At 42.1% G+C, this 24597-nt stretch carries 21 protein-coding genes; 10 read left to right on the top strand and 11 right to left on the bottom strand.

Features of this window, described 5'->3' with window-relative positions:
• Window positions 1-8: 8 nt before the first annotated feature.
• The 3 genes from ACT3TU_RS06750 to ACT3TU_RS06740 all read right to left on the bottom strand — a co-directional run bounded on the left by ACT3TU_RS06750 (window position 9) and on the right by ACT3TU_RS06740 (window position 6686).
• Window positions 9-1109 (bottom strand): WG repeat-containing protein, encoded by a 1101-nt coding sequence (locus tag ACT3TU_RS06750; RefSeq protein ID WP_444784183.1) that lies wholly within the window; start codon window positions 1107-1109, stop codon window positions 9-11.
• Window positions 1110-1165: 56 nt separating this feature from the next.
• A complete protein-coding gene (locus ACT3TU_RS06745) occupies window positions 1166-5080 on the bottom strand; it encodes an AAA family ATPase (protein ID WP_192522435.1) in 3915 nt (1304 codons plus the stop codon).
• A gap of 88 nt (window positions 5081-5168) precedes the next feature.
• Window positions 5169-6686 carry an exonuclease SbcCD subunit D C-terminal domain-containing protein gene (locus ACT3TU_RS06740; RefSeq protein ID WP_192522436.1) on the bottom strand — a complete coding sequence of 506 codons (1518 nt, stop codon included), beginning with the start codon at window positions 6684-6686 and terminating at the stop codon, window positions 5169-5171.
• Window positions 6687-7007: 321 nt separating this feature from the next.
• On the opposite strand from ACT3TU_RS06740, the gene ACT3TU_RS06735 reads away from it, so the two are divergent.
• Window positions 7008-7673 carry a DUF4377 domain-containing protein gene (locus ACT3TU_RS06735; protein WP_192522437.1) on the top strand — a complete coding sequence of 222 codons (666 nt, stop codon included), beginning with the start codon at window positions 7008-7010 and terminating at the stop codon, window positions 7671-7673.
• Between the two features lie 68 nt (window positions 7674-7741).
• On the opposite strand, the gene cysG is transcribed toward ACT3TU_RS06735, so the two are convergent.
• Complete coding sequence (cysG, locus tag ACT3TU_RS06730; protein WP_192522438.1) at window positions 7742-9412, bottom strand: siroheme synthase CysG; 1671 nt, start codon at window positions 9410-9412, stop codon at window positions 7742-7744.
• Window positions 9413-9432: 20 nt separating this feature from the next.
• Window positions 9433-9660, bottom strand: a complete 228-nt coding sequence (locus ACT3TU_RS06725) for a hypothetical protein (RefSeq protein ID WP_192522439.1) — start codon at window positions 9658-9660, stop codon at window positions 9433-9435.
• A gap of 183 nt (window positions 9661-9843) precedes the next feature.
• On the opposite strand from ACT3TU_RS06725, the gene ACT3TU_RS06720 reads away from it, so the two are divergent.
• Both ACT3TU_RS06720 and ACT3TU_RS06715 read left to right on the top strand, forming a co-directional pair.
• On the top strand, window positions 9844-10329 hold the full coding sequence (locus ACT3TU_RS06720; protein WP_192522440.1) for a hypothetical protein: 486 nt from the start codon (window positions 9844-9846) through the stop codon (window positions 10327-10329).
• A 251-nt stretch (window positions 10330-10580) separates the two neighbouring features.
• A complete protein-coding gene (locus ACT3TU_RS06715; RefSeq protein ID WP_192528719.1) occupies window positions 10581-11066 on the top strand; it encodes a hypothetical protein in 486 nt (161 codons plus the stop codon).
• A gap of 28 nt (window positions 11067-11094) precedes the next feature.
• Here ACT3TU_RS06715 and ACT3TU_RS06710 read toward each other — a convergent pair whose 3' ends face one another.
• The 4 genes from ACT3TU_RS06710 to ACT3TU_RS06695 all read right to left on the bottom strand — a co-directional run bounded on the left by ACT3TU_RS06710 (window position 11095) and on the right by ACT3TU_RS06695 (window position 15395).
• Window positions 11095-12045, bottom strand: coding sequence for an acetyltransferase (locus ACT3TU_RS06710; RefSeq protein WP_192522442.1), 951 nt, complete (start codon window positions 12043-12045; stop codon window positions 11095-11097).
• A gap of 325 nt (window positions 12046-12370) precedes the next feature.
• Complete coding sequence (locus ACT3TU_RS06705) at window positions 12371-13009, bottom strand: phosphoadenosine phosphosulfate reductase domain-containing protein (RefSeq protein WP_192522443.1); 639 nt, start codon at window positions 13007-13009, stop codon at window positions 12371-12373.
• 111 nt (window positions 13010-13120) lie between these two features.
• The gene (locus ACT3TU_RS06700; RefSeq protein ID WP_192522444.1) at window positions 13121-13717 is read right to left on the bottom strand and encodes a DUF934 domain-containing protein; all 597 of its coding nucleotides are present in this window, start codon (window positions 13715-13717) and stop codon (window positions 13121-13123) included.
• Complete coding sequence (locus ACT3TU_RS06695) at window positions 13710-15395, bottom strand: nitrite/sulfite reductase (RefSeq protein ID WP_192522445.1); 1686 nt, start codon at window positions 15393-15395, stop codon at window positions 13710-13712. The genes ACT3TU_RS06700 and ACT3TU_RS06695 overlap by 8 nt, the downstream gene beginning before the upstream one ends.
• A 310-nt stretch (window positions 15396-15705) precedes the next feature.
• On the opposite strand from ACT3TU_RS06695, the gene sat reads away from it, so the two are divergent.
• Window positions 15706-16959, top strand: coding sequence for a sulfate adenylyltransferase (sat, locus tag ACT3TU_RS06690; RefSeq protein ID WP_192522446.1), 1254 nt, complete (start codon window positions 15706-15708; stop codon window positions 16957-16959).
• A 106-nt stretch (window positions 16960-17065) separates the two neighbouring features.
• On the opposite strand, the gene ACT3TU_RS06685 is transcribed toward sat, so the two are convergent.
• Entirely contained in the window at window positions 17066-17584 is a 519-nt protein-coding gene (locus ACT3TU_RS06685) for a hypothetical protein (RefSeq protein ID WP_192524016.1), read from the bottom strand.
• Window positions 17585-17978: 394 nt separating this feature from the next.
• On the opposite strand from ACT3TU_RS06685, the gene ACT3TU_RS06680 reads away from it, so the two are divergent.
• The 5 genes from ACT3TU_RS06680 to ACT3TU_RS06660 all read left to right on the top strand — a co-directional run bounded on the left by ACT3TU_RS06680 (window position 17979) and on the right by ACT3TU_RS06660 (window position 23500).
• A complete protein-coding gene (locus ACT3TU_RS06680) occupies window positions 17979-19136 on the top strand; it encodes a sulfate ABC transporter substrate-binding protein (protein WP_225735147.1) in 1158 nt (385 codons plus the stop codon).
• Window positions 19137-19491: 355 nt separating this feature from the next.
• Complete coding sequence (locus ACT3TU_RS06675) at window positions 19492-20592, top strand: sulfate ABC transporter substrate-binding protein (RefSeq protein WP_192524015.1); 1101 nt, start codon at window positions 19492-19494, stop codon at window positions 20590-20592.
• Between the two features lie 236 nt (window positions 20593-20828).
• Entirely contained in the window at window positions 20829-21713 is an 885-nt protein-coding gene (gene cysT, locus ACT3TU_RS06670) for a sulfate ABC transporter permease subunit CysT (protein ID WP_192524014.1), read from the top strand.
• Between the two features lies 1 nt (window position 21714).
• A complete protein-coding gene (gene cysW, locus ACT3TU_RS06665; protein WP_192524013.1) occupies window positions 21715-22695 on the top strand; it encodes a sulfate ABC transporter permease subunit CysW in 981 nt (326 codons plus the stop codon).
• Between the two features lie 82 nt (window positions 22696-22777).
• Window positions 22778-23500, top strand: coding sequence for a sulfate/molybdate ABC transporter ATP-binding protein (locus ACT3TU_RS06660; protein WP_192524012.1), 723 nt, complete (start codon window positions 22778-22780; stop codon window positions 23498-23500).
• A 124-nt stretch (window positions 23501-23624) separates the two neighbouring features.
• On the opposite strand, the gene ACT3TU_RS06655 is transcribed toward ACT3TU_RS06660, so the two are convergent.
• Entirely contained in the window at window positions 23625-23954 is a 330-nt protein-coding gene (locus ACT3TU_RS06655) for an ArsR/SmtB family transcription factor (protein WP_192524011.1), read from the bottom strand.
• 380 nt (window positions 23955-24334) lie between these two features.
• On the opposite strand from ACT3TU_RS06655, the gene ACT3TU_RS06650 reads away from it, so the two are divergent.
• Window positions 24335-24526 carry a (2Fe-2S)-binding protein gene (locus ACT3TU_RS06650; RefSeq protein WP_192524010.1) on the top strand — a complete coding sequence of 64 codons (192 nt, stop codon included), beginning with the start codon at window positions 24335-24337 and terminating at the stop codon, window positions 24524-24526.
• Window positions 24527-24597 lie beyond the last annotated feature (71 nt).

Below are 24597 nucleotides of genomic sequence, written 5' to 3'. Positions count from 1 at the left end.
TTATGCTACTAATCTAACTTTATTAAGGACTTTAAACGCAGCATTTTGCCGTCTTTTTCTACCCAAACCTTATCTGCATCGTCGCGATAGCTATCAAATTGAGGTTTTAGTATCACATCGCCGTTATCATCAACAATCCCAAACTTGCCAGCTTGTTTATAAGTATAAAACTGATGGTATAGCAGCTTTCTAATCGGTGCATCCGATGAGAGGATTAACTTGCCACCCGCATCGATAATCTGGGCGCTAATAATATCTTCTTGGATATCTTCACTCATGCCAGTCGCTGTGCTGCCAGCCATTAAAGTGCTGCGTAAAAAAAGTGGGGGACTGATATTGTTATTAAAAGTTTCAATATGTTGATTGGCGGCAAAAGGAATGATGACTTCACTGTTTTGATTAATAAGCGCCGTTTTATCTTTTAAGTCTACCTGTAAGTATAAAGGCTCGCCAGTGCAGGCATTTAACGGCTGGATTACCTCGTATTGCGGCATCACAGTCCAATAACCTCGATCATCAAGCAGTCCAGTAAGCTGTTTCTCATTAGTAATAATAAAATAATCTTGGTCGTAATCAGAGTCATAATGTGCGTGCTGGATACGAGCGTCCGTCAGTTTATAAATCCAGTCGCCATGACGATTAATAATACCCTGTTTGGTTTTGCCGCTTGATGATTCGGCGCTGACAATAAAGCTGGTTGCTATATCAGGTTCAGTTTGAATAGCATTATATTCAAAAGGTACGATAATCTTGCCAGCCGCATTGATAACACCATATTTACCGTCTTGCTTAGCGATGACGTATTTATCCATCACTATATAAGCATCAGACAAATTATCCATGACGATATTACCGCTTAGGTCTTGCAGCTGCGACGACCCATCGTCTTGTTCGATTAGCTTGCCAGCAAAAGGCTTATTGTTTTCGATACGCTCAAAATAACTACTCGGTAAATAACCGGCACAATTAATCGTTGCATAAGCTGGGCTGATAGCACTGATAGATATTGCGACAACAGATAAAACCGTTAACAATGCTAAGCTAGTAGGGTTTATAGCTATTTTCCCAAAGCCTCGTTTAATATTAAAACGATTGGTATCAATACCCATAGCAATATCCTTTTATCTCAATTTTAATCAGCTGCTTTATTCAATATTACGCCAAATCACGACGCCTTTTCATGAGTGACTCGGCGACAGCCTTGACCGCTAATTTGGCTAAAACCACCAGAGAGTTTTTCAACTTTAATCTGGGTCAAAATACGATCCTTTAATGCTTGAACGTGAGAGATAATTCCAATCAATTTACCTTCTTGCTGCAAGCTGGTTAATGTATCAAGGGCAATATCTAGTGACTCTTCATCAAGCGTACCAAAGCCTTCATCCAAAAATAATGAATCGACGCGAATATTATGACTGGCCATCTGCGATAAACCGAGTGCTAAAGCAAGACTGATAATAAAGCCTTCACCACCGGATAAGTTTTTGGTACTGCGAATATCGCCGCCTTGGTAGTTATCAATGACATTAAGCTCAAGCGGATTGCTGTCATCATGAATAAGTAAATAGCGGTCACTCATCTTTTGTAATTGACTATTGGCATGATTGATCATCACCTGAAAGGTTAAACCTTGCGCGAAGGTACGGTACTTTTTACCATCAGCTGAGCCAATCAATGTATGCAGTTGCTGCCAGACTTGCAGCTTTTGTTTTTGCTCGTCGATGGCGCTGATCTGTGCCGCTTGCTCACCTTTTTGGCTGGTATTGTCCTTGAGCTTTTGGTCAATCGCGCCGATTTGCTGATTTAGCTGATCAATATCGCTTTGGGTCTGATGGTGCTGTACCGTAATCTCTTTTTGGCTTTGATCCGTCAAAGGTGTCGCCAGTTTTTTGTCTAGCGCGTGCTGGGTGCTATCTAGTTGTGACTTGGTATGTTGCACAGCACTCTCAATAGACTGTTTACGTTGACTTAAATCGTCACGTTGCTCTTTTGCTAGGCGTGCATTGATAAACTCTGCTTCATCTACGAACTGTGACTCTGAGAGTAGGTCAGTAAAGGTGCTTTGCTGAGCATTCATTGTAGTAGCCGCAGACTGTAACTCTGTGTCCAGCTGTTGTTTTCTAAGCTTTAATTGCTCTAATACCTGCTGCACAGTATCCAGCTGTCTTTGTGCTACTACTTGCTTGGCTTTAGCGTCATCAACAGCACTACGTAACTGGTCTTCTTCATTTTTTGGATCTTTATCTGCAAAAATCTCTTTTCTATCTCTAATGGATTGTTCGATAGCATTTGTTTTATGAGCGATGAGGTTCTCTAGTTCATTGAGCGCTGTTTCATCATTGGTAAGCTGCGATTGTTTGCTCTCAATGTGTGCAACCAAGCTACTAAGGGTATTGGTCAGTTGTTGTTGGCTGCTACTTTGCTCATTGTAATATTGTTTTAACTGCTTCAAAGCATTACGTTGTGCACGCAATTTGTCAAGATGGCGGTCATAATCGACTTTATCTAGTACTTCTTGCGCATTGATACTATTACCCAGTTGCTCAAGTGCGGATTGAACGTCTGTTACTGTCAGCTCCGTCATTAAATAGCTTTGGTGTTTATCCGCAGGATACTTATCCACCAAAGATGAAATAGTGGTCATCATGGGTGTTAGTTCAGAAAAATTAACAGCTTTCTCATATTCGATGCTCTCAACTTTTTGAGCATTAAGCTTGATATCAGTTGTCAGGCTACTTATGTCGCTAATAAGCGCTTGTTGTTGTTTTTCATCGGCCTCGATAGCAGTGCTGAGCGTTGAAGCACTTTCAGTTAGGTTTTCATATTTGACCACTATCGTTTTAAGAGACTGTCTATGCTCAGCTAAGTTGTTTTTAGTGTCATCCAATAAGGTTAAGGAGTGGGCTATATTAGTGATAGTTGCCTTGATGTCATCTTTCATCTGATTAAGAGGATTGATAATCGCCACAGTCGATTCAGAATAATGGTTTTCAACGTCAAACAGTGAGGATATACAATCTCGAATATCGCTGTATAACGTCTTAGATTGCTGCTGTAAGGGTGCTAACTGCTGCTGTTGATTATTGATGGCTTCTTTTTTGGTGGCATGGTCGATATGATGTTTGGATAAACCTTGCTCGATATTTTCAATGAGCGTCTTTAGTTCCGTTATTTTCTGCTGGGTCTGTTGTGTTTGTGACAGCTCTTTTCTATTATCGATACAATTGTCCAATAACGGATGGTTTTTACCATAAGGGTGTTCGTTTGCGCCACAAAGCGGGCAGGGCACACCATCCTCTAACTCTATTATATAATCTTCAAGCTTAGCGACCTTTTGTAGTAGATGTAGATACTCTTGCTTATCTTGTTTTTTGAGCTTGGCTTCTTGAATATCACTCTTGTGACTGGCAATCAAACCTTCTAATGTTATTACTTCCTGATTCAGTGTTGGTAATGTTAGGTTAATGTGTTTAATTTGGCTAGCAATCTCAGATAGCTGTCGCAGCTTAAAACTGGCTTGTTCAATCTGAGTGCTGATTTGATCGACTTGCTCTTGCTCGCTGCGCATATTAGCAATGGGCTGATTTTTAATAAGTGTGGCTTGCTGCTGTTGTAGGCTAGTAAGCTGTTCACGTTGCTGTTGAATTCGTGATTGATCTAGGTTTTGCTGTGCAATTAACTTATCAGAATCAGTTTGCAGCTGTTTGGCTCGATTATCGTGAGTCAGCTTATCAACGCTTAAGCTGACATTATCTTCTAGGAGTGCTCTTAAGCGTTTACAGCTATTGTCAAAGGTAGCCATATCCGTATCAAGGTCCACCAGCTCTTTATAATCATTAAAATACTTTTCCATGCTGCTAAGCTGAGTTCTGGTTTGGTATTCCGTTTGTTTGTGACTAGTTATTTCTTGACATAGTTTTTGGACATTAGCGGCTAGTATTTTTTTGCGTTGATTGTCGTCCACTAAAGACTGTGACTGCTGCTTTATATTACTATCCAACTCGCGCGTTTTTGCAATGATGGGTAAAGCAGTTTGTAAGTTGTTTGTGGCTTGATTTTCAAGCTCTGTGACAGTTTTTAACTGACTAGACGCTTGCTCAAGTGTTTGTTGCTGTGTCGGAATTTTATCAAGCAAATGTTGTTGTTCAGCATCCATTTTTTTTACCGTGTCACGGCTATAGCTAAGCTCACGAAATTGGCTGTCAATCTCTAACGCTTTATTGGCCAATGCTAAGCGCTGTGCTTCTGGGATGAATACTTGCTGTGCTTGCTGTGCTGTTGAAAAATCAGTTTTATAAGTAGACAGGTTTTGCCGCAACTCTTGCACACTATCTAGCCACTGCAGCTGCTCGCCCAGTGTTTTAAAGGTTTGGCGTTGCTTATCCTGCTGTTCATTAAGGTCTTTTAGCTCAGCTACAAGCAGATTTTCGTCTTCAGCACTTAATAACGATAATCCATCCACGCCTGCCTGCAACTTACCGAGCACCTCGTCCTCAAAGCGTTTCTTTTCATGGACATTGAGCGAGATTTTGGCATAAATAGCCGTACCGGTTATCTTCTCTAAAATGGCTGCTCTATCGCCAATATCTGACTTTAAAAACGCGGCAAAACTGCCTTGTGCCAACATAATAGAGCGCGTGAATTGGTTAAAATCCATACCAATTAAGTTTTGGATGTAAGCTGAGGTCTTAGACTTTTTTTCTTCTAAAATCTTGCCAGATTCGACTTCGCTGATCTCATGCTTGATTGGTAATAAATTGCCCTTGGCTTTTTTGTGGGCACGATGTTGGTACCATGAACACTGATAGCGTTTGGAATCAATCTCGATAATGACTTCTGCTGAGCATTCGCCCGTACCTTGGGTCATCATCTCATTTGCCGAACCTGTAATATCGCCTAATCTCGGTGTTTGGCTGTATAATGCTAAGCAAATCGCATCTAAAATGGTAGTCTTGCCAGCGCCCGTTTGCCCAGTGATGGCAAAGATACCTTCGTTAAGAAAGGCAGGGTCACTAAAATTAATGTGCCATTCGCCTTTTAAGGAGTTGAGGTTTTTGAGTCGAAGTTCAATTAAGCGCATGGCGGGGTCTTATTTTTATCAGTCATAGTAATAACGAAAATCGTGATGGAATCATGAAGTAGTTAAAAATTATTAAGCTGTTTTTATATTATTCTGCCTGAGTGTCTTCATGATGCAGGTTATAAACGATTTGTTCATAAGCATCACGTAAGGTTGTTTTTTGTTCATCAGGGACGTTATGAGCGGTCAAACAGCGCTCAAACACTTCTTGCTCATTTAAGTCTTGTAGCGTCTCAGAGGCTTGATGTTGATTGAGGACTTTATTATAAGTTTGCGTATTTTTTATTTTTAACACCTCACACGGTAAGCCCTCTACCATCGCTTGGATATGCTCACGTAAGTCACTAACCACTTCATCACCGTCATAAACAACTTCTAACCATACTGACTCAGTCAAGGCATCTATCGTCCTATCAATCATTTGTTTAATGGTTGCTAAATCGCCTGAAACTTGCGCCAATTTTTGGAATTTTGGAATAGGTAGGGAGACAATTTGCATCTGACGTGATTTATCGTGATGCAATAGATTAGAGGTTTCAGTATTTAGTATAAACTCTGCTCGATTGGAAACTTCTTCATCAATCAACTTTTTGTCACTTTCACTATTTTCTACTAACTCTTCAAAACTAAATAAATCATCCATAAATTCAGATGTTTGAGCTGCTATTTTTTTAGTGGTTTCTTTGATTGGTGCTAAAGAATGCTCAATGGCAACTTCTGACGCTAAGACTTCATCTTCAACATCATTTTCTGCTACACCAAATTGTACTAACAAAACTTGTTTCTGCTGTTTTGCTTCACCAAAACCCATAGCAATAGGTGATCCTGAATAGCGGATACTCTCACGACCACCGACACGCTGCGGTACATGCAAATGTCCAAGCGCCACATAGTCAAACCCATCATCGAACATATCGGCAGAAACCTTGCCAAGTGAGCCCACATACAAATCGCGCACGCCATCATCATCGGTCGTGGTGCCACCCGCCGCGAACAGGTGCCCTGTGGCGATAATAGGAATGTGCCGCTTGTGCGCCTTAGCTAGTTCAGCTTGCTTGGTTTTGGCAATGCTCGCCACTTCATCATAATGCGTGCAGATACCAGCGATGACATTGGCATCTTTGCTATCTACTGACTCGCCAGCATGACTATTTCGAACGTCGCGATCACGCAGATAGGGGACAGCGGCAATAATGCAATGCGCTGTACCGTCGGCATCGTCTAAAACCAACACTTCATCATTTAAGTCTTCACAAGCGGTACCGATAACATGAACATTGAGAAACTTTAAGACATTGCTTGGCGCATCTAAAAAAGTAGGGGAGTCGTGGTTGCCTGCGACGATGACGATATGCTGACAGCAGGATTTTGACACCTTGCCTAAAAACTCATAATAAAGCGCTTGGGCTCTATTACTAGGAGTCATGGTGTCAAATATATCACCTGCGACTATAAGTACATCCACTTTTTGCGTGCTAATAGTCTCTTGCAACCAGCTTAAAAATGCTTCAAATTCTTCATAACGCATGCGCCCATATAACCTGCGCCCTAAATGCCAGTCAGAGGTGTGAAGAATAGTAAGCGGTTTAATAGCAGATGCAGGCATAATTAGACTTAATGATGGATAAAAGACAGCGATTATTCTAGCAAGAATTGCTGCGGTTTGCTGTGGTTATGAACTTATAGTAAATTCACTTTAAAACGGTATCGCTTTCATATAGTACTAGGGTGTGTCCTCAATCTAAACGATCATACCTAAATGGGCTAAAAATGGCTAAATTTTGCCAAACATCGTCAAATAGTTGGCTAATATCCCGATATTATCTGCACTATTTTAAAATGAGGACACGCCCTAAATAACAAATGAGTCATACCGAAAAATCTTAATCGTTAGTAATATCTAAATTATCATTAATAAGGATATCCTATGTCGTTTATCAGATTATGCACATTGGCTTTGCTAGCCAGCTCATCTCTGGCTGCTTGCAGTAGTCATGAGCAGACCAATATGGATAATAAAACCAGTGTGAGTCAAGTCAAAGACAGCAACTCGTTTATCCATTCGATTAAGCCGAGTCGTTCCGAAGCAATCATTGGCCAAGTGACTGGTGTTATTTCGCAAGATAGAGCGCAGCAAAAAGTGATTCTTATGACTAAGAATGGACAACCTTATACAGCGTCCATTAGCAGGTCTAATTTCGGTCAGCAGAATGCTTATCAAATGCAAGAATTGGCTGTCGGTGATTACATCGAAGTGATGGGAGAGCAATCGACATCACAATCAGATAATAAGCGCCAAATTATTGTCCGTGCTATGCCTTATGTTTTACGTAAAATCATGGTCGCTGACCATCAGGTAGACTGTGTCGGTGTTGCGCCACAACTATGCTTACTGATTAAGCCTGCTAAACAAGCTAATAGTCAGTCGGACTGGGAGTATAGATATAGTGCTATAGAAGGTTTTGATTATGAGCCTGATTACGAATACACATTGCTTATCAAAAATACGCCTATTAGCAATCCGCCTGCAGATGCATCGTCAATTCATAGCAAGCTTATAAAGGTACTTGAGAAAAAAAGGACTAAAAACTAAGAGCTAAAAAAGCCCCAGCAGTAGATTGCTAGGGCTTTTTAATACTGTTTGGAAGTTTAAAAATAGATTTAACCAATCACCAACTGCTCTAAGCTTTCACTGTCTTGTTGCTCAGCAAGACTTGCCACCATTGATAATGCATGGGCTTGCTGGCTAGTATTATCTATGTTTGGTGTAGCCGCTGTACCGCCGCGTAACCAGTTACTATTCGTATCGCTAGTACTTTGACTGTGCTGCTGATTTTGTAAATTATACCAAGCCAAATCATCATGTAGCGCTACCACGTCCCCCATAATGAGCAAAGCTGGCGTGGGGAGCTGGTTTTGTTCTTGCAACTCAACGATATCGGCAAGCGTGCCGGTTAATACTTGCTGATTGGGCATACTGGCATTAGAGACGATAGCAATTGGGGTATCGCTACTGCGTCCTGCGTCAATCAAACCTTCAGTTAAACGAGGCAGTGAATGCAAACCCATATAGAAGACTACGGTCTCATCGGTATCCAAGAAGTTTTTAAAGTTATTATTAGGTGCACCAGCTTTTAAAAATCCAGTGACAAAGCGTACCGACTGCGAATGGTCGCGATGGGTCAGCGGAATACCGGCATAGCTGGCAGCGGCGTTGGCTGCGGTAATGCCGGGTACGACTTGGTAAGGTACGCCGTGCGCGCGCAGGCTTTCTATTTCTTCACCGCCACGCCCAAAGATAAAGGGGTCGCCGCCTTTTAGACGTACCACACGCCGTCCTTCTTTAGCGCTATTGACTAGTAGCTCATTGATGCCCAATTGCGCCACGGCGTGGTTGCTGCGTTTTTTACCAACGAATACTTTATCAGCATCGCGGCGGCATAAATCCAATACTTGTGGCGACACCAATGCATCATAATAGACGATATCGGCTTGTTGCATCAGACGTAGCGCTTTAAAGGTTAATAATTCTGGGTCACCAGGACCGGCACCGACGATATAGACTTCACCTATCGTACTTGGTGTTTCTGTTAGCTCATCGGCTATCACTGGCGCAGATGTTGAAGCAGACTTTGAAACAGTGCTCAGTACATTATCATCTGCGGTGTTTTTTGCAGTGATTGCAGCAGCAGTACTGTCTAAATCAGCTCGCAATTGCGCGGCAGCTTCCTTTTCGTTACCTGCAAACATCAGCTGACTGACTGAACCTTCAAAGGCACGCTCCCAAAACTGTCGACGTCCAGTCAATGTTGGTATTTTGGCTTTTACTTCGCCACGAAATTCACCAGCCAGCTTCGCCAATTTGCCATAGCCTTGCGGAATCAAGGTCTCGAGACGCGCACGCAGTAGACGTGCCAACACTGGTGCTTTACCATTCGATGAGATACCAATCACAATCGGATTACGATCAATGATAGCGGGGAAAATAAAGTCACACAAGTACGGTGTATCGACGACGTTTACGGGGATATTTAACTCGGTAGCATCGGCGTGAATTTGATGATTGAGTGCTTCATCATCGGTGCCAGCGATGATGACGCGTGCGCCTGTCATATAAGTTTTATTATAATTCTCATAAATCAATTGGTGCTTAGCATCTGTTTTATTATTTGTGAGTAGTGCCTGTAGCTCAGCGCAGATATCAGGGGCAAGGATTGTGATGCACGCGCCAGCACGGCTGAGCAAGTCAGCTTTACGTAGCGCCACATCGCCGCCGCCGACAATAAGTACTTTGCGGCCTTCTAATTTAAAAAACAATGGAAAAGTGTTCATAGCATCACCAGTTATTCAATTTAGTGTATGCCACTATTATGGTTTATTAGGTACGGCAGCTCACGTAAAGAATTGGCATTAGCATATTCGTTTTTGACATGATGACGATGGTTTTTGGTGAGATGTGGAATAGGTGTTTTAAAAGTAGATAATTGTTTTTTTAATGTGATAGTTCTTATTACGATAGCAAGGGTAAATGGAATGATGGCAGTCACGTAGGATTTTGCTGTAAAAGATAGCTGACGCATAAAATATCAACCTCCGATAGAGGTGTTTTAAAAGTTATAGATAAAAAGACTTATAAACCAACTCCTGGTGAAGGACTGATTTATGTTTAAAGAAGAAGTGAGCTTTTCTATCGTTCTAATATCAACTGGTTCAATAATTAATAAAAATAACTGTAAAGTAGAAATAAATCGGGCTAATTGTATATGAATAACGTTTTAAAAGACTATGCTAACCTGTTATGTTTATATTGGTCAGCAGTTAAAAAATTAGAGAGTTCAGGTAATGCTGAATTCTTTAAAGATGACTGGCTACAAGCCAACTGGGAATTGATTGTTGAAAGGCAGTTAGGAGGCTTCGATTTATACTTAGAAGTATATGGAGCTGGTGCAGATTGTAATGGCGAAAGCTCTAGGGTTTTATTTCCTAACAAACAAGCCACCCATAACATAATCCTAAGCCCTAAAAACGAAGATAAAATCTATGATTTTTTAGGAGAAGGTGATATAGACAATACTTTTGGGGAAGTTATTTTTCAAAGGTTTGTCACTATAAAAGAAGACGGTTGGTACTATGAAGAACCTCCTTTCGATATGATAGAAGCTTTATATAGAAATGAGATAATCATAGCAGAGTTTGATGCTATAAATATAGAATTAGGTATTATCTCTTCGGAAGACAATAGTAAATGACATACCTGAATACTGTTTTTCTGCCTAGCTGTTGTTTGTATAGTCGATACACTTCAAAAGTGTTATAGCGCTACTGGGATGCTTGTTTTTTAAAATATAGGTTGCGCAGCCTCTGTCGGCGTAGGCACAGCACGCAAGTAAAATTCATCCCAGTAGCGCATTTGAGCTTATATAACATTTTTATTTTCAGCTGACTATATATGGGCCGATTAAATCTTTTACCGATATCATCAAAAGGATTCTAAATGTTTATGAGTAATCTGTCGAAGCGATTTGTATCTTGTCTTGCATTACCGATCTGTTCGTTGCTGATAGTAGGTATTTCTGGCTGTTTTAAAAAGCCCCATCCTTCTTCTATAATAGAAGGTGATATTGAAATATCAACCAACAGTGATGGTGATTTGTGTTTTGAACCCTTATTTGCAACAACAGTATTACATGATCAGCCTATACAAATAAAATATATAAGAATGAGCGACTTAGAGATATATAATTACGATATTCCTGACGATCAAAGTCGCACAATGCTAACTATAGCTCCTATAGATGAAAAGTATTATATTATAGAAAAAGAAGAGAAGATCTGTTTGGACACCGATAATCCAAACTTAATACAGAGAACTTTTAGACCTTTTAAAACACAATCTGTAATAGTTGGAATTGGAGGGATAGACGATAAAGAAGAAGAAAATGTATATTTTCATCGTGAGTTTGACTATCCTTATGTTGCTGAATAATCAAACATCTTCAACCGCATGCCAAAACCTACTCAAACTCACTCAGCATTTTAGTAATGCGGGCATCTTTTTGTTGCCAGATATCTTCTAACCACTCAAACATCATCGCTTTGGTAGCTTCATCACGATCATAGCCGCCATCCATAATCGCCGCAAATAACTTATCCGGTATTTTTAAGCGCGTGACATCAACGCCCAAACGGCGAATATTACCTTTCCATAAATCATCGTAGTCAGGAGTGCCGTCAGGATAGACGATAGTAATATCCAAAATGGAGTCCATCTGATCGCCTAAGGCATTAATCGCTAATGATAAACCACCCGCCCGCGGCTTTAATAAGTGCTGATAAGGTGAGCCTTGCTTATCGTGTTTCTCTACCGTAAAGCGCGTGCCTTCTAAGTAATTAAGCAGGGCAAAAGGTTTGTTTTTTAATTGACGACAGGCACGTTTGGCTTCGATTAAATTTTGCTTTTTAAGTTCTGGATTCTTGGCCATCGCTTTAGGAGAAAATCGCTTAATCATCGGAAAGTCTAAGAAGTAAAAAGCTTGACCGATAACTGGGATATAAATCAAATTAAACTTAGTAAAAAATCGCGTTAAAGGCAGCGTATCTTGACTGATGTATTGCACGATACTGGTATCGACCCACGATTGATGGTTGCTGACCAGCAGATACTGCTTGTCTTCACTCAGATCGTCAGGCAGATTAATCCGCCAGTCTTTATGCGGTAGCGCATGGTCAATGACGGCGTTATTACTATTGATCCAGTATTTGGTAATCGCAATCAGCGCATCGTCTGTGACTTTTGCTCCGGTCAACACTTTTGCCGCCCCCAAAGTCCAGATGGGCAGGCCCACCATCGCACTATTGGCCGTGAGAACACTCGTACCGGTTAAAAAAGAGGCGGCTTTACCTACAGCTGGCAGCTTATCGTGAAGCTTCTCGTACAGTGAATCGATTTTTTTTATAAAGGGCATAACAAATATCCATATTAATGAGCGCGAGTGCCGGTAAGGAAAATAGGAGCAGCCTCATCCATGATGTGGCTTGAAAGCGTTGGTTTAATACCGCGCAACTACTAAGGCAAGCCATAGAATACCGCAAAGCTTGACAATAAAACGTTAAAGAAACGTTATTTATTTAACTCAAGCGATTGTAGAGCTCTGCATTTATATAAAACCTCATGGCAAATATCATTCTAAACACAAAAAGAAGCGATGATTTAGCATCATCGCTTCTTTTTTTTCTTAACATCTCTAGGGCGTGTCCTAATCATTTAGTCTTTTATTGCTAGCTAGTTACTTACAACTGCGTATGCAAACCACACTCGCGGTGCTCTTCTACCTTAGTCGGATCAAAATAGTCAAACTCATTGGGTAGGCTGTTTTCTTCAAGATAAACATCTAGATCAGCATCAGTTTTTTCAAATAACGGTGCTACTTTTAATACGCCATCTTTTGATAGGCTAAGTACATCAAGACCTTGGCGAAATTCGGTTTGATCTTTACGAATGGCGTTAAACCAAACGTCTGGTTTTAGCTCATCCAACGCACGACGGAATGGCTCAAGCTTCACTTGATCAGTAAATTCGTCATGTTGTGCATCATCAACACCAGGGATACCTTCCATCGTTACGTCACGATGGGCAGCGGTTTGCTTAGGGATATAGGTGATCACATTTAAGTTCAAATCGCGGATAACTTTATTGGCAAATTGATACGTGGCATCAGTGTTATAGCCAGAATCCACCCACAAGACGGTGATATCAGGGCGTTGTTTCGCAACTAAGTGCAAAATGGCAGATTCGTAAGGGCGGAAGTTGGTGGTAATGATGGGGTTTTTAGCTTGGCTAAGCGCCCATTCTACAATCTGCTCAGGTGACTTACCTTGCAAGTCTTGGTTGGCTTGGTCGATATCTAGATTTGGGTGTAATTGGCTCATAATATATTCCTTGGTTATAATTGATAATAGTGATAATTAATAATTGCGTAACTAAATTAAAAACAGCTGAATTAAAAAATGGTTAATAAGAATTGCTATGGCGGCAGCGTATTAAGCACCTGCAAACATCGGTAAGGCGCTAGCGTCGCGACCGTCGTAGCTGCTGGCAAGGGCATTAAATGCTTGACTGATATTAGAGATAGACTGCAGATCATGCTCACTTATCACAAAACTATCAGCGCCTGCACGTAACAGATAGGCGATTTGATCACGTCCAAACTCGCCAGCCATACGAATCTCACCTTGGTAGCCAATTTGACGTAGGGTTTGGGCAAAGCTAAAGCCGCGACCATCAGTGAAAGCGGGTACATGAATGACAATCAGGTCTTGCTGTAATAAAAACTCTGGTATACGCGTCAGTACTTCTGTATCGCTATCTGATGTCACCCAAACCCCAAAACGGCTGGTATGTTGGGCTAATAATTCACGTACTTGTTGTAATAACCCGCCGGCGATGTTGCCTTTAGCATCTAATAAATCGCTAAGTGGCAAAAGCACATCGAGCTTCTCTTGTTTTTGCAATAACTCAAGCAGTGATATGTGAGTTAATGCAATGCCGTCTGGTAGCTCATTGGTACTAAGTGCCAACCAAGTATCATTTTGGCCAATATCAGCGCCTTGCTCGTTTAACACATGATGATTAGCCATAGACCTTCTCCTTAAAGGGTGCGATGCCGACACGATTGATCAACTCACCAAAGCCTTCTACCTCATGCTCATTGCTGACGCGTTGCTCCAGATAGACGTCGATTATCTTTTGTATCGTCGTTGCCACATCATCAGAAGGTACGGCTCTACCGAGTATCTTACCGAGCTTGGCGTTATTACTAGAATTACCGCCAAGGCTGATTTGGTACCAGTATTCGCCTTTTTTATCGACACCAAGGATACCAATATCACCAGTATGATGATGCGCACAGGCATTCATGCAGCCTGACATATTGAGACGAATGTCACCCAAGTCATAAAGGTAATCGAGGTCATCAAACTGTTTTTCGATTTGTTCAGCGATATTATGGGTAGTGGCGTTGGCCAGTGAGCAAAAGTCCCAGCCCGGGCAGACGATCATATCGGTTAGGGTATTGATATTTGGACGAGCTAAATGCAGCTTAGCCAACTGTTGCCATAGCTCATACAACTGATTGGTTTGCACATCAGCGAAAACCAAATTTTGCTGATAAGTACCGCGAAGCTCGCCAAAGCTATATTTATCAGCAAGGTCGGCGAGGGCATCCATTTGCGACTCGCTAATATCACCTGATGGCACATAGCTGCCGTTAACTAAGCCCGCCTTTAAAGAAATCACTATCGCCCGATAACCTGCGATTTTGTGGGCGACGGTGTTTTGTTGATACCAATCAGCAAAGTTTTTATCGCTATCAAGCGTTTGTTGTAGCTCAGACTGTGCTTGTAGCGCGTCAAAGCTAAGGTAATCGGGTTCAGTGAAAAAGCTACTGGCTTTGTCAAAGTTGGCATCGGTCAGTGTTAGTGCCCCATCTTTGGTATGTGCTTCCCATTCAGCATCGACCAATTTAGCAAAAGCAGGACCACCCATGCTCTCGACCAATATTTTGATACGAGCTTTGAATTTATTATCACGGCGACCATGGAGGTTATAGACGCGCAAAATAGCGTCCAAATAGCTAAGTAGATGCTGGCGCGGTAAAAACTTATTAATAGTTTTGCCGATCACAGGCGTACGTCCAAGACCGCCACCAACGATGACTTCAAAACCTAATTCGCCCTCGTCATTTTGCTTAATATGCAAACCAATATCATGAACTTGCGTCGCTGCCCGATCATTGGCCGTGCCAATGACGGCAATCTTAAATTTACGCGGCAAAAAAGCAAACTCAGGATGAAAGGTTGACCACTGGCGAATAATCTCGCAGTAAGGGCGCGGATCGGCAATCTCTTCTTTATGAATACCAGCATAAGGGTCGGTGGTGGTATTACGAATACAGTTACCCGAAGTTTGGATGGAGTGCATCTGTACCGACGCCAGCTCTGCCAATATATCTGGCACTTCTTCGAGTTTTGGCCAGTTCAGCTGCATATTGGTACGAGTGGTAAAGTGTCCGTAACCCTTATCGTATTTACGGGTAATCTCAGCCAGCTTACGCAATTGATAGGTTGCTAGCAGTCCATATGGCACCGCAATACGCAGCATCGGTGCATAACGCTGGATATAAAGCCCATTTTGCAAACGCAGCGGCAAAAATTGCTCTTCTGGCAGCTCGCCCGCCAAAAACCGTTCGGTTTGGTCACGAAATTGTGCAACACGTTCCTCTACTAAGGTTTGGTCAGCGTAATTATATTGATACATGACGTAATCTCAATGTTATTTTTAAACGTAAAAGCAGCGACTAATCAGTTTTATTGCCAATCGCAAGGTAAACAATTCAGCTTTACATCATATAAGTTTGATTCCTTAAACATAAATTCCTTTAAGACATATCCATATCCAAACACAGCATAAATTTTCATAACCAAAGTTAGGTAGCCTATGTTTATCAAATTCAACTTCCAATTTTCATGGGTCGCCCATAATTTGTTATTCATTAGCAACTAACCGTTTAACTTTAAATTATCGCTTATTTATTTTCTTGACCATTCCTTGAGGTTTTAAAAACACTATGACATCTATAACCGCTAATCAAAAACCATCAAAGCTCGTTCCGCCACATGGTAGCAGCGAGCTTAAGCCGCTTTTATTAAATGATAGTGCGCGCAACCAAGCATTAAAGCTTGCCAGCACCTTGCCAACCATCACCTTAAGCTCACGTGAACGCGGTGATTTGATTATGTTTGGTATTGGCGGATTTACGCCATTGAAAGGCTTTATGAATCAAGCAGATTGGCAAGGTGTGGTTGATAACATGCGTTTGCAAAGTGGTGACAATGCTGGCTTGTTTTGGCCGATTCCCATTACTTTATCAGCGCCTAAAGTGACTGCCGACAGCTTAAGTCAAGGTGATAAAGTGGCGTTGGTGGCGCAAGATGGCGAGATCATGGGTATTTTAACGGTAGAAGAAACGTACGCCATTGATAAAGCTTATGAATGCCAAAAAGTCTTCACTACCACAGACCAAGAGCATCCAGGGGTGCAGCAAGTTTTAGAGCAAGGCGAGGTCAATATCGCTGGCAGTGTCGAAGTGTTAAGCGAAGGCGAGTTCCCAACCTTGTATCCTGAAATCTATAAAACGCCTGCGGAGACCCGTGAGATCTTGGATAATAAAGGCTGGAAAACGGTTGCCGCCTTCCAAACCCGTAACCCAATGCACCGCTCGCATGAGTACCTTGCCAAGATTGCTATCGAGATTTGTGACGGCGTATTGATTCATTCATTGCTAGGCGCATTAAAGCCGGGCGACATTCCAGCGGAAGTCCGCCAAGAAGCCATTAAAACCTTAATTGATAATTATTTTAGAGCTGACACCGTTATTCAAGCGGGTTATCCGCTCGATATGCGTTATGCCGGTCCACGTGAAGCATTACTGCATGCCGTGTTCCGTCAAAACTATGGCTGTAGTCATCTGATTGTCGGTCGCGATCATGCGGGTGTCGGTGATTATTATGGTGCCTTTGATGCGCAGGCTATTTTTGATTATGTCGGCAAAGACGACTTGATTACTCAACCGTTAAAAATTGGCTGGACGTTTTGGTGTAATGCTTGTAATGCGATGGCCTCTGATAAAACCTGCCCGCATGAAGCTTCTGAGCATGTCAAAGTGTCAGGAACCAAATTGCGTAAGGCACTATCAGAAGATGAAGAGGTGCCAGATAACTTTAGTCGTCCAGAAGTATTGAAAATTTTGCGCAATTACTATGCCGGTATCGCTCGTGAGGAACGTGCTGAGGTAAAATTGACCGGTGCTTCTGCGGTATAAGTATTAAGTATTAATTAGTAAAAGATTGAACAATAAAAAAGGGTCGGATTTATCATCTGACCCTTTTTTACGTGTTTTTCTCACTATTTTCTTGATACTAGAGCTTTTAGTTTAGCTCTAGCTTACCTGACAGCTTTTTGTAGTCTCCAACGATAGTGCCACCACCTGAGCAAAAGTAATTCAATGCATATTGATCTTGGCTATCTATCGTCAGCTTATCGCCTTTAAATTGCAGAAAGACTTTGCTGTCGTTAGCTATTGTCTCAAAAATAATCCCATGCGCGTCATCTTGACCCATCAAGGTAGCCTTACCGTCAAAATGGCAGGTTGGTTTTTTTACATCACTGCGCGCCCGCACCTTAATATCAATCTGCTCATTCCCTTCTGCTCTTATCACCACACCCACCCAATCATAGCCTTGCGCGCGCTTAGCATAACCTTCATCAGCATAATCGCCAACGACCGCTTGCACTGCTGACGAGCGCATCGTGATAGGTGGTGTGACGCTGTGGTTGTCCACATTGGCTTTGGTGGCGTTATTACAACCACTCAACGCCAATAAAGCAGTCGCTGTTATTGAAAGAGCGGCAAAAAAATGTGTATAGCGAGGTAGGGGAGTAATCATTTAAGTACCTTTTATAAGGGATGAATAAAGGATGGGTATAAGTTAGTAAAAATATGAATAATAAAACGACGTTGCTGGCAAGATAGTAGCGATTTAGAGTTATAAGGCTCACTTATCTCAGCGCGCTGCTCAAAGTTCAAGAAAGAATACCGTGTACCTAAAGCGTCGTCTACATAGTAAGCAATACCGTATCTTGCGCAAAAGTTACTACTTATAACACGATCGCCAAAACACTCATTAAAAAATAGTCTGTTTAGACTGACTAACAAAATTACTTATGCCAAGTTAATCACACGATAAGCGAATTCGTCACTAAGCGTTTGCCAAACAAGCTGCTAGCATATCTTTCCAGCATTGGATAGAACCAAAATCATAGTAGCTATTGAGAGCATATATGCAACCAAGCATTCAAAAAACATCTAACACGCTCAACTTTTCAAATATCGCATCACCTATTGAGACTATTGAAAGTCAAAACACCCCAGCACAGGTAACCAATGGCAGTGTTAAAGCCGGTAGCGTACTGGCGTTTGCGATGCTAATAACGGGCTGTAATCCTACCGAAGCCAATCAAAGTAAGGCGGCAAAAGCGGGTGATGTTAAAGACATTGACTTATTGAATGTGTCTTACGATGTATCACGCGACTTTTATAAAGACTACAACGCTTTATTCAGTGCGGATTATCAGCAACAACATCCGAACAGTAAGGTTAATATCAATCAATCACACGGTGGCTCAAGTAAACAAGCGCTGACGATTGCTAATGGGTTGCAAGCGGACGTGGCGACTTTAAACCAAGAAAGTGACATGAATTTGCTGGTTGAAAAGGGCTTGGTTGCCGCGGACTGGCAGCAAGCATTACCAAATAATGCCGTGCCTTATACCAGCACTATGGTGCTGTTAGTACGTGATGGCAATCCTAAAAACATCAAAGACTGGCAAGATTTGGCACGTCACGATATTAATGTAGTAATGCCAAATCCAAAAACTAGTGGTACGGCGCGTTATGCCTTTTTGGGTGCTTATGGTTATGGGTTGCATCACTTTAAAGAAGACAGTAACCAAAGCCCCATCCAAACCAATGATTTTATTCAAAAACTATTGGCAAATGTGGTTACTTATGACAATGGCGCGCGTGCAGCGACGACCAGCTTTACCCAACGCGGGCTCGGCGATGTTTTAATCACCACTGAAAACGAGGCGCATTTGGCCGCAAAGCAGTTTGCCAAAGGACAAGTCGATATTATCTATCCAAGCTATTCCATCGAGATTGCAAACCCAGTGGCGGTAGTGAGTGCAGTGACTGATAAAAGCGGTAAAACGGCAGCAGCAAATACTTATTTAACTGGCTTATGGGACGCGCCAGCACAGGAGCTGATGGCTAAGATGTATCTGCGCCCTAATAACGCAAAGATCCTTGCGGCTCATAAAGAGGATTTGCCTGAGATTGAAACCTTTGAGCCGGTGGCAGTATTTGGTTCATGGGAGCGGATTATGCAGACATTCTTTGTTGATGGTGGGCGTTTTGATCAGCTGGCACGAGCGAAGTAGATAGCAACTTATATAATCAGTTCGAAATAAAACCGATACAACTGTCATAAAGTAAATAGTAATGTGCTGTGGCTATAATTTTTTTTGCTTGCTATTCACAGGCGTGACAGAGGCTACAAAAAATTTATAGCCAATAACACTGTATCGTTTTTAAAGTGAATCCACTATATCCGAGCTATTATTTATCAAAATATTAAGATTATTGATTACTGGTAATGTTTAAGTGTTTGATAAGCTTGTACTTCCAAATCCTTTATTCCATTTTGGCAATAACATACGCATATTCATCATTAAACACAATAAGATGGCGCTGTTAGCATACTTACATTACCTAACAGACACCTTTGAGGGATTTATGAAAGACGTAGCAGGCTATCAACAAAAAAGTAAAACACTTAACGTCTTGAGCATTGCAGGCGTTGCATTGACCTTGGGTCTTGTAGGCTGTAGCAATAGCGAAAAGACAGAAACGACTGCTAATGCTGATGGCACACCAGCAACCACAGATGGTCAAAATATTGAATTGCTAAACGTTTCTTATGACGTGGCACGCGATTTTTATAAAGACTACAACCCTTTATTTATTGACCACTATAAAGCTGAAAACCCAAACAGTGAAATCCTAATCAAACAGTCGCATGGCGGCTCGAGTAAGCAAGCGTTGTCGGTTGCCAATGGTTTACAAGCAGATGTGGCGACCATGAACCAGGGATCAGATATTGAACTGCTTGAGAAAAAAGGCTTGGTCGAGTCAGATTGGGAAAGCAAGTTCCCTGATAATGCCGTACCTTTTACCAGCACTATCGTATTCTTGGTGCGTAAGGACAACCCAAAAGGCATTAGTGATTGGGAAGATTTGACCGAAGAAGGTGTTGAGATTGTGATGGCCAACCCAAAAGTCACGGGTAATGGTCGCTATGCATTCTTAGGGGCTTATGGCTATGGTTTACATGCGTTTGATAAAGATGAAACCCAAGCCAAAAGCTACGTTAAAGACATGCTCAAAAACGTCAAAGTCTATGAAAATGGCGGACGTGCCGCGACGACCACATTCGTTCAGCGTGGTATCGGTGATGTCTTAGTGACGTTTGAAAACGAAGCCAACTTGGCAGCGACTGATTTTGGGGTGGGTGAAGTGGATATCGTTTATCCAAAATACTCTATCAAGTCAGAAAGCCCAGTAGCGGTAGTGAAAACGGTAACCGATAAAAAAGGCACCACAGACGCGGCAAAAGCTTATCTTGATTATTTATGGAGCGAGCCTGCCCAGCAATTGGCGGCCAACCTTTACTTGCGCCCAAGTGTGAAAAGCGTCCTCGATAAAAACGGTGACAAATTACCACCAATCGAGACCTTCCGTCCAAATGATGCTTTTGGCACATGGGATGAGATCATGGGTACTTACTTTAGCGATGGTGGCGTGTTCGATCAGTTAGCCATCAACGCCCCAAAGTAACGATTTTATAACAGCCGTACCTGTCTAAGAATACTTTTTAAGAGCGCTTCCTAAGAGTCACTTCTTTAAAAACGGCGACTGCGCTACCTACCAAGGAATGCAGTAAGTCATGGAAAACTTCATAAAGGACATGGCCGCACACGCTATGTCCTTTATACCGTAAGCATATCTATAATACATTTGATACAACCGAGTGCTTGCGATAAGTACCATCAGCTAGGCAATAGGACACCACTATGAGTGCAACAACATCTTCTGCCAACAAACCTAATCACAAGAAAGGCTGGCTGACACGCTTACGTCAGCGCAATGTGCTACCAGGGTTTGGTCTGAGCATGGGCATCACTGTCTTTAGCTTATCGCTGTTGGTCGTACTACCGTTTGCCATGATGGCTTATACCACGACGCAAATGGGCTGGACAGGTTTTTGGCAAACGATTACCCAGCCGCAGGTCACTGCTGCTATTAAACTGAGCTTATGGATGTCATTTTTGGCGATGCTCACCAATATGGTGTTTGGCACACTGGTTGCTTGGGTGCTGGTTCGTTATGAGTTTTGGGGTAAGTCGTTGATTAATGCCTTGGTTGATTTACCGTTTGCGCTACCGACAGCGGTCACTGGTATTTCTCTTGCCACCCTTTATGCACCCAATGGTTTGATTGGACAGTGGTTCGCCAAGTTTGATATTCAGGTGGCGTTTACGCCATTAGGTATTTGGCTGGCATTAGTGGTAGTGAGTTTTCCCTTTATTGTCCGTGCCGTGCAGCCCGTGCTCGCCGAGCTATCGGTTGAGTTTGAAGAAGCAGCCGCAGTATTGGGCGCCAATCGTTTCACAACGTTTCGTAAGGTGATTTTGCCAGAGCTATTACCAGCATTATTAATGGGCGCTGGCATGATGTTTGCCCGTGCTACTGGTGAGTATGGCTCGGTAATTTTTATCGCTGGTAATATTCCGATGCAGTCTGAGATTTTACCACTAATTATTATCGGTAAATTAGAGCAGTTTGATATTCAAGGTGCTTCTGCAGTTGCGTTATTTATGCTGCTCATCTCATTTGTGATTTTGCTGACCATTAACATCGTACAGTGGAAGCTGTCGCGCCGTGTAGGAGCTCGCTAACATGCAAATATCTAATAGTTACGACTACCAAAGCAACGCAGCAACCAGAGATACGCCGTGGATACGCCGCACCTTTATCACCATCGCTGTTTTATTCATGGTTACCATGTTAGTCGTGCCATTACTGGCCGTATTTTATGAAGCCTTTAAAAATGGTTGGCAGCTGTATATTGCCTCATTGGTTGACCCTGAAGCTTTACAAGCCATCAAGCTCACGTTAATTACCGCTGGTATTGTATTGCCGATTAACATGGTGATGGGCATTGCGATTGCTTGGTTAGTGACGCGTTATCAGTTTAAGGGTAAGCAGCTGGTGACGACGTTACTTGATTTGCCATTTTCGGTCTCGCCAGTTGTGGCAGGTTTGATGTTTGTACTGCTATTTGGCTTGAACTCCACCGTGGGTGGCTGGCTTGAAAGTATGGGTTTTCAGGTCATTTATGCCGTACCAGGCATTGTACTAGCGACGTTGTTTGTGACCTTTCCCTTTGTAGCACGGGAACTGATACCGCTGATGCAAACCCAAGGCGATTCTGAGGAGCAAGCAGCATTGACCTTGGGTGCTAGTGGTTGGCAGACGTTTTGGCATGTGACGTTGCCAAACATCAAATGGGCGCTACTTTATGGTTTGATTTTGACCAATGCGCGGGCAATGGGTGAGTTTGGTGCGGTGAGCGTGGTCTCAGGTCATATTCGCGGTGAGACCAATACCATGCCACTGCTGGTCGAAATTGCCTATAACGATTATAACTTTACCGCCGCTTTTGCCTTATCAAGCTTACTTGCCGCCTTAGCGTTAGTGACGCTGCTGATACAACAAGTGATGACCAAGTTACAAGATCGTAAGTTTGCTAAATCTGAGCGCTTAATCAGTGCGCCTGAGCTACCGGTTAGCGCCAATGCCACAACTACTACGAACGCTGAAGATGTCAAAAATACGGATAAGGATAAAACCTTAGCAAAAAGTACCGGTCGTCTATAAGTGATACATTCATAAAGTAAATATCATAAAACCATCCGCCATATTAAGACGTTAAGCCAAAGATATAACAAGAGAACCCATTATGAGCATCGAGATTCGTAACGTTAATAAAAAATTCGGTAACTTTACTGCCTTAGACAACATTAATATAACCGTACCTACTGGCAAGTTGACCACATTACTGGGGCCGTCGGGTTGTGGTAAAACCACCTTATTGCGTATCATCGCCGGCTTAGAATATGCTGACTCTGGGCAGATATTGTTTGATGAGTTGGATGTGACCGATACGCCAGTACAAAAGCGCCATATCGGCTTTATGTTTCAACACTATGCCTTATTTCGCCATAAAAACATCGCTGATAATATCGGTTTTGGACTGACGTTACTGCCAAAGAATGAGCGGCCAAGCAAGGCTGATATCAATAAGCGCGTCGCAGAGCTACTCGAGTTAGTCCAATTGCCTCAAGTTGCCAATGCTTACCCGCACCAGTTATCAGGTGGTCAGCGTCAGCGTATTGCGCTGGCACGAGCGCTTGCCGTTAAACCAAAATTACTGTTACTCGATGAGCCATTTGGCGCGTTGGATGCCAAGGTGCGTAAAGAGCTACGTACTTGGCTAAAAAATATTCACCATGAGCTAGGTATCACCAGTATCATGGTGACCCATGATCAAGAAGAAGCACGCGCCGTGTCTGATGAGATTGTAGTAATGAACCAAGGGCGAGTAGAGCAGGTGGGAACGTCAGAAGAGCTGATACACCAGCCAGCCAACGCTTTTATTAGTGATTTTTTAGACTTGGTATAAAAATAGATACAGTTGACTCACGCTTAAAGGCATACAGCACTGCAATATTTTGGCTTTAACCTCATAAGCCTCTACTTTAGAACCAAAAAAAACACCTATATATGGGTGTTTTTTATTTTGTATTTTAAGCAAGTTTTGATAGCTGTTTATCCGTGCCTTTGGGCGATATCTGCTCATAGGTAATGTCCAAGATATCTTGACACCATTCTGGCAGATCATCAGCCACTTCGTACCACATCCAAGTGCCATCACGCACGCAGCTCAAAATTCCCAGTTTTTTTAAGTGATTCAGATGACGTGAGATGGTCGGCTGTGGTTGATCAAGTATTTCTACTAGCTCACCCACACAGCGTGACTGTTTATTGAACAGAATTTGAAAAATCTTTAGGCGTGTTGGATCAGACAGCACTTTAAATAACTCAAGTGGTTGGATTGTAGAATTATTATTAGACATAGAAAAATTCCAACTATAAATATTGGTTGATATGGGGATGGTCTTGGTTAAGATGGGGACAATATAACAGCAGTTATATAGAAAATCGATTAAAAAATGAGCTAAATTACAGTTCGTCGCTAATTTGCCACCTTTGATGATGTTCAGTTACATGTATACCTATATCCGCTGACATAAATTAAGTACGTGCAATATAAAAATACTTTGATGACCATATAATGTATCAAATGCTATTGCAAATGATAATAGTTATCGTTATTATATAACAAGCATTATAAATAATTTTGAATAATTTTGAATAAGCTTTGATAGAAACAAGGTTTTATAGACAAGCTTTTATAAAGTAGTCATCGAATAGCCGCATCCAGAGGAGCCAGCCCATGTACGTATGTATCTGCAACGACGTAAAAGAAAAGCAAATCCAAGCAGCCATTGCTTCAGGTATCGACACCCTTGATGGTCTAAAAGATACCCTTGATGTTGCGACATGCTGTGGATGCTGCGAGCCTATGGTCAATGACTATCTAGATGAACACCACGCCAGACTTGATGTTTTAGCTTATGCCGTCTAATAGATTGTTTTAAGTGCTTTTCTAGCCTAATGACTTGACTGCTATCTTTAGATAGCAGTTTTTTTATAAAA

The sequence above is a fragment of the Psychrobacter sp. AOP3-A1-26 genome (assembly GCF_052378235.1).
GTDB lineage: Bacteria > Pseudomonadota > Gammaproteobacteria > Pseudomonadales > Moraxellaceae > Psychrobacter.
This window is presented reverse-complemented; position numbering and strand designations above follow the sequence as displayed.

What these genes read in the sequence shown, in the direction of transcription:
- ACT3TU_RS06675 (WP_192524015.1), top strand. Translation starts at nt 19,492, where the DNA reads ATGAAAGACGTAGCAGGCTATCAACAAAAAAGTAAAACACTTAACGTC.
- ACT3TU_RS06650 (WP_192524010.1), top strand. Translation starts at nt 24,335, where the DNA reads ATGTACGTATGTATCTGCAACGACGTAAAAGAAAAGCAAATCCAAGCA.
- ACT3TU_RS06700 (WP_192522444.1), bottom strand. Translation starts at nt 13,717, where the DNA reads ATGGCTAATCATCATGTGTTAAACGAGCAAGGCGCTGATATTGGCCAA.
- ACT3TU_RS06740 (WP_192522436.1), bottom strand. Translation starts at nt 6,686, where the DNA reads ATGCCTGCATCTGCTATTAAACCGCTTACTATTCTTCACACCTCTGAC.
- ACT3TU_RS06710 (WP_192522442.1), bottom strand. Translation starts at nt 12,045, where the DNA reads ATGCCCTTTATAAAAAAAATCGATTCACTGTACGAGAAGCTTCACGAT.
- ACT3TU_RS06655 (WP_192524011.1), bottom strand. Translation starts at nt 23,954, where the DNA reads ATGTCTAATAATAATTCTACAATCCAACCACTTGAGTTATTTAAAGTG.
- cysT (WP_192524014.1), top strand. Translation starts at nt 20,829, where the DNA reads ATGAGTGCAACAACATCTTCTGCCAACAAACCTAATCACAAGAAAGGC.
- sat (WP_192522446.1), top strand. Translation starts at nt 15,706, where the DNA reads ATGACATCTATAACCGCTAATCAAAAACCATCAAAGCTCGTTCCGCCA.
- ACT3TU_RS06745 (WP_192522435.1), bottom strand. Translation starts at nt 5,080, where the DNA reads ATGCGCTTAATTGAACTTCGACTCAAAAACCTCAACTCCTTAAAAGGC.
- ACT3TU_RS06720 (WP_192522440.1), top strand. Translation starts at nt 9,844, where the DNA reads ATGAATAACGTTTTAAAAGACTATGCTAACCTGTTATGTTTATATTGG.
- ACT3TU_RS06685 (WP_192524016.1), bottom strand. Translation starts at nt 17,584, where the DNA reads ATGATTACTCCCCTACCTCGCTATACACATTTTTTTGCCGCTCTTTCA.
- ACT3TU_RS06680 (WP_225735147.1), top strand. Translation starts at nt 17,979, where the DNA reads ATGCAACCAAGCATTCAAAAAACATCTAACACGCTCAACTTTTCAAAT.
- ACT3TU_RS06705 (WP_192522443.1), bottom strand. Translation starts at nt 13,009, where the DNA reads ATGAGCCAATTACACCCAAATCTAGATATCGACCAAGCCAACCAAGAC.
- ACT3TU_RS06750 (WP_444784183.1), bottom strand. Translation starts at nt 1,109, where the DNA reads ATGGGTATTGATACCAATCGTTTTAATATTAAACGAGGCTTTGGGAAA.
- ACT3TU_RS06660 (WP_192524012.1), top strand. Translation starts at nt 22,778, where the DNA reads ATGAGCATCGAGATTCGTAACGTTAATAAAAAATTCGGTAACTTTACT.
- ACT3TU_RS06725 (WP_192522439.1), bottom strand. Translation starts at nt 9,660, where the DNA reads ATGCGTCAGCTATCTTTTACAGCAAAATCCTACGTGACTGCCATCATT.
- cysG (WP_192522438.1), bottom strand. Translation starts at nt 9,412, where the DNA reads ATGAACACTTTTCCATTGTTTTTTAAATTAGAAGGCCGCAAAGTACTT.
- ACT3TU_RS06735 (WP_192522437.1), top strand. Translation starts at nt 7,008, where the DNA reads ATGTCGTTTATCAGATTATGCACATTGGCTTTGCTAGCCAGCTCATCT.
- ACT3TU_RS06715 (WP_192528719.1), top strand. Translation starts at nt 10,581, where the DNA reads ATGAGTAATCTGTCGAAGCGATTTGTATCTTGTCTTGCATTACCGATC.
- cysW (WP_192524013.1), top strand. Translation starts at nt 21,715, where the DNA reads ATGCAAATATCTAATAGTTACGACTACCAAAGCAACGCAGCAACCAGA.
- ACT3TU_RS06695 (WP_192522445.1), bottom strand. Translation starts at nt 15,395, where the DNA reads ATGTATCAATATAATTACGCTGACCAAACCTTAGTAGAGGAACGTGTT.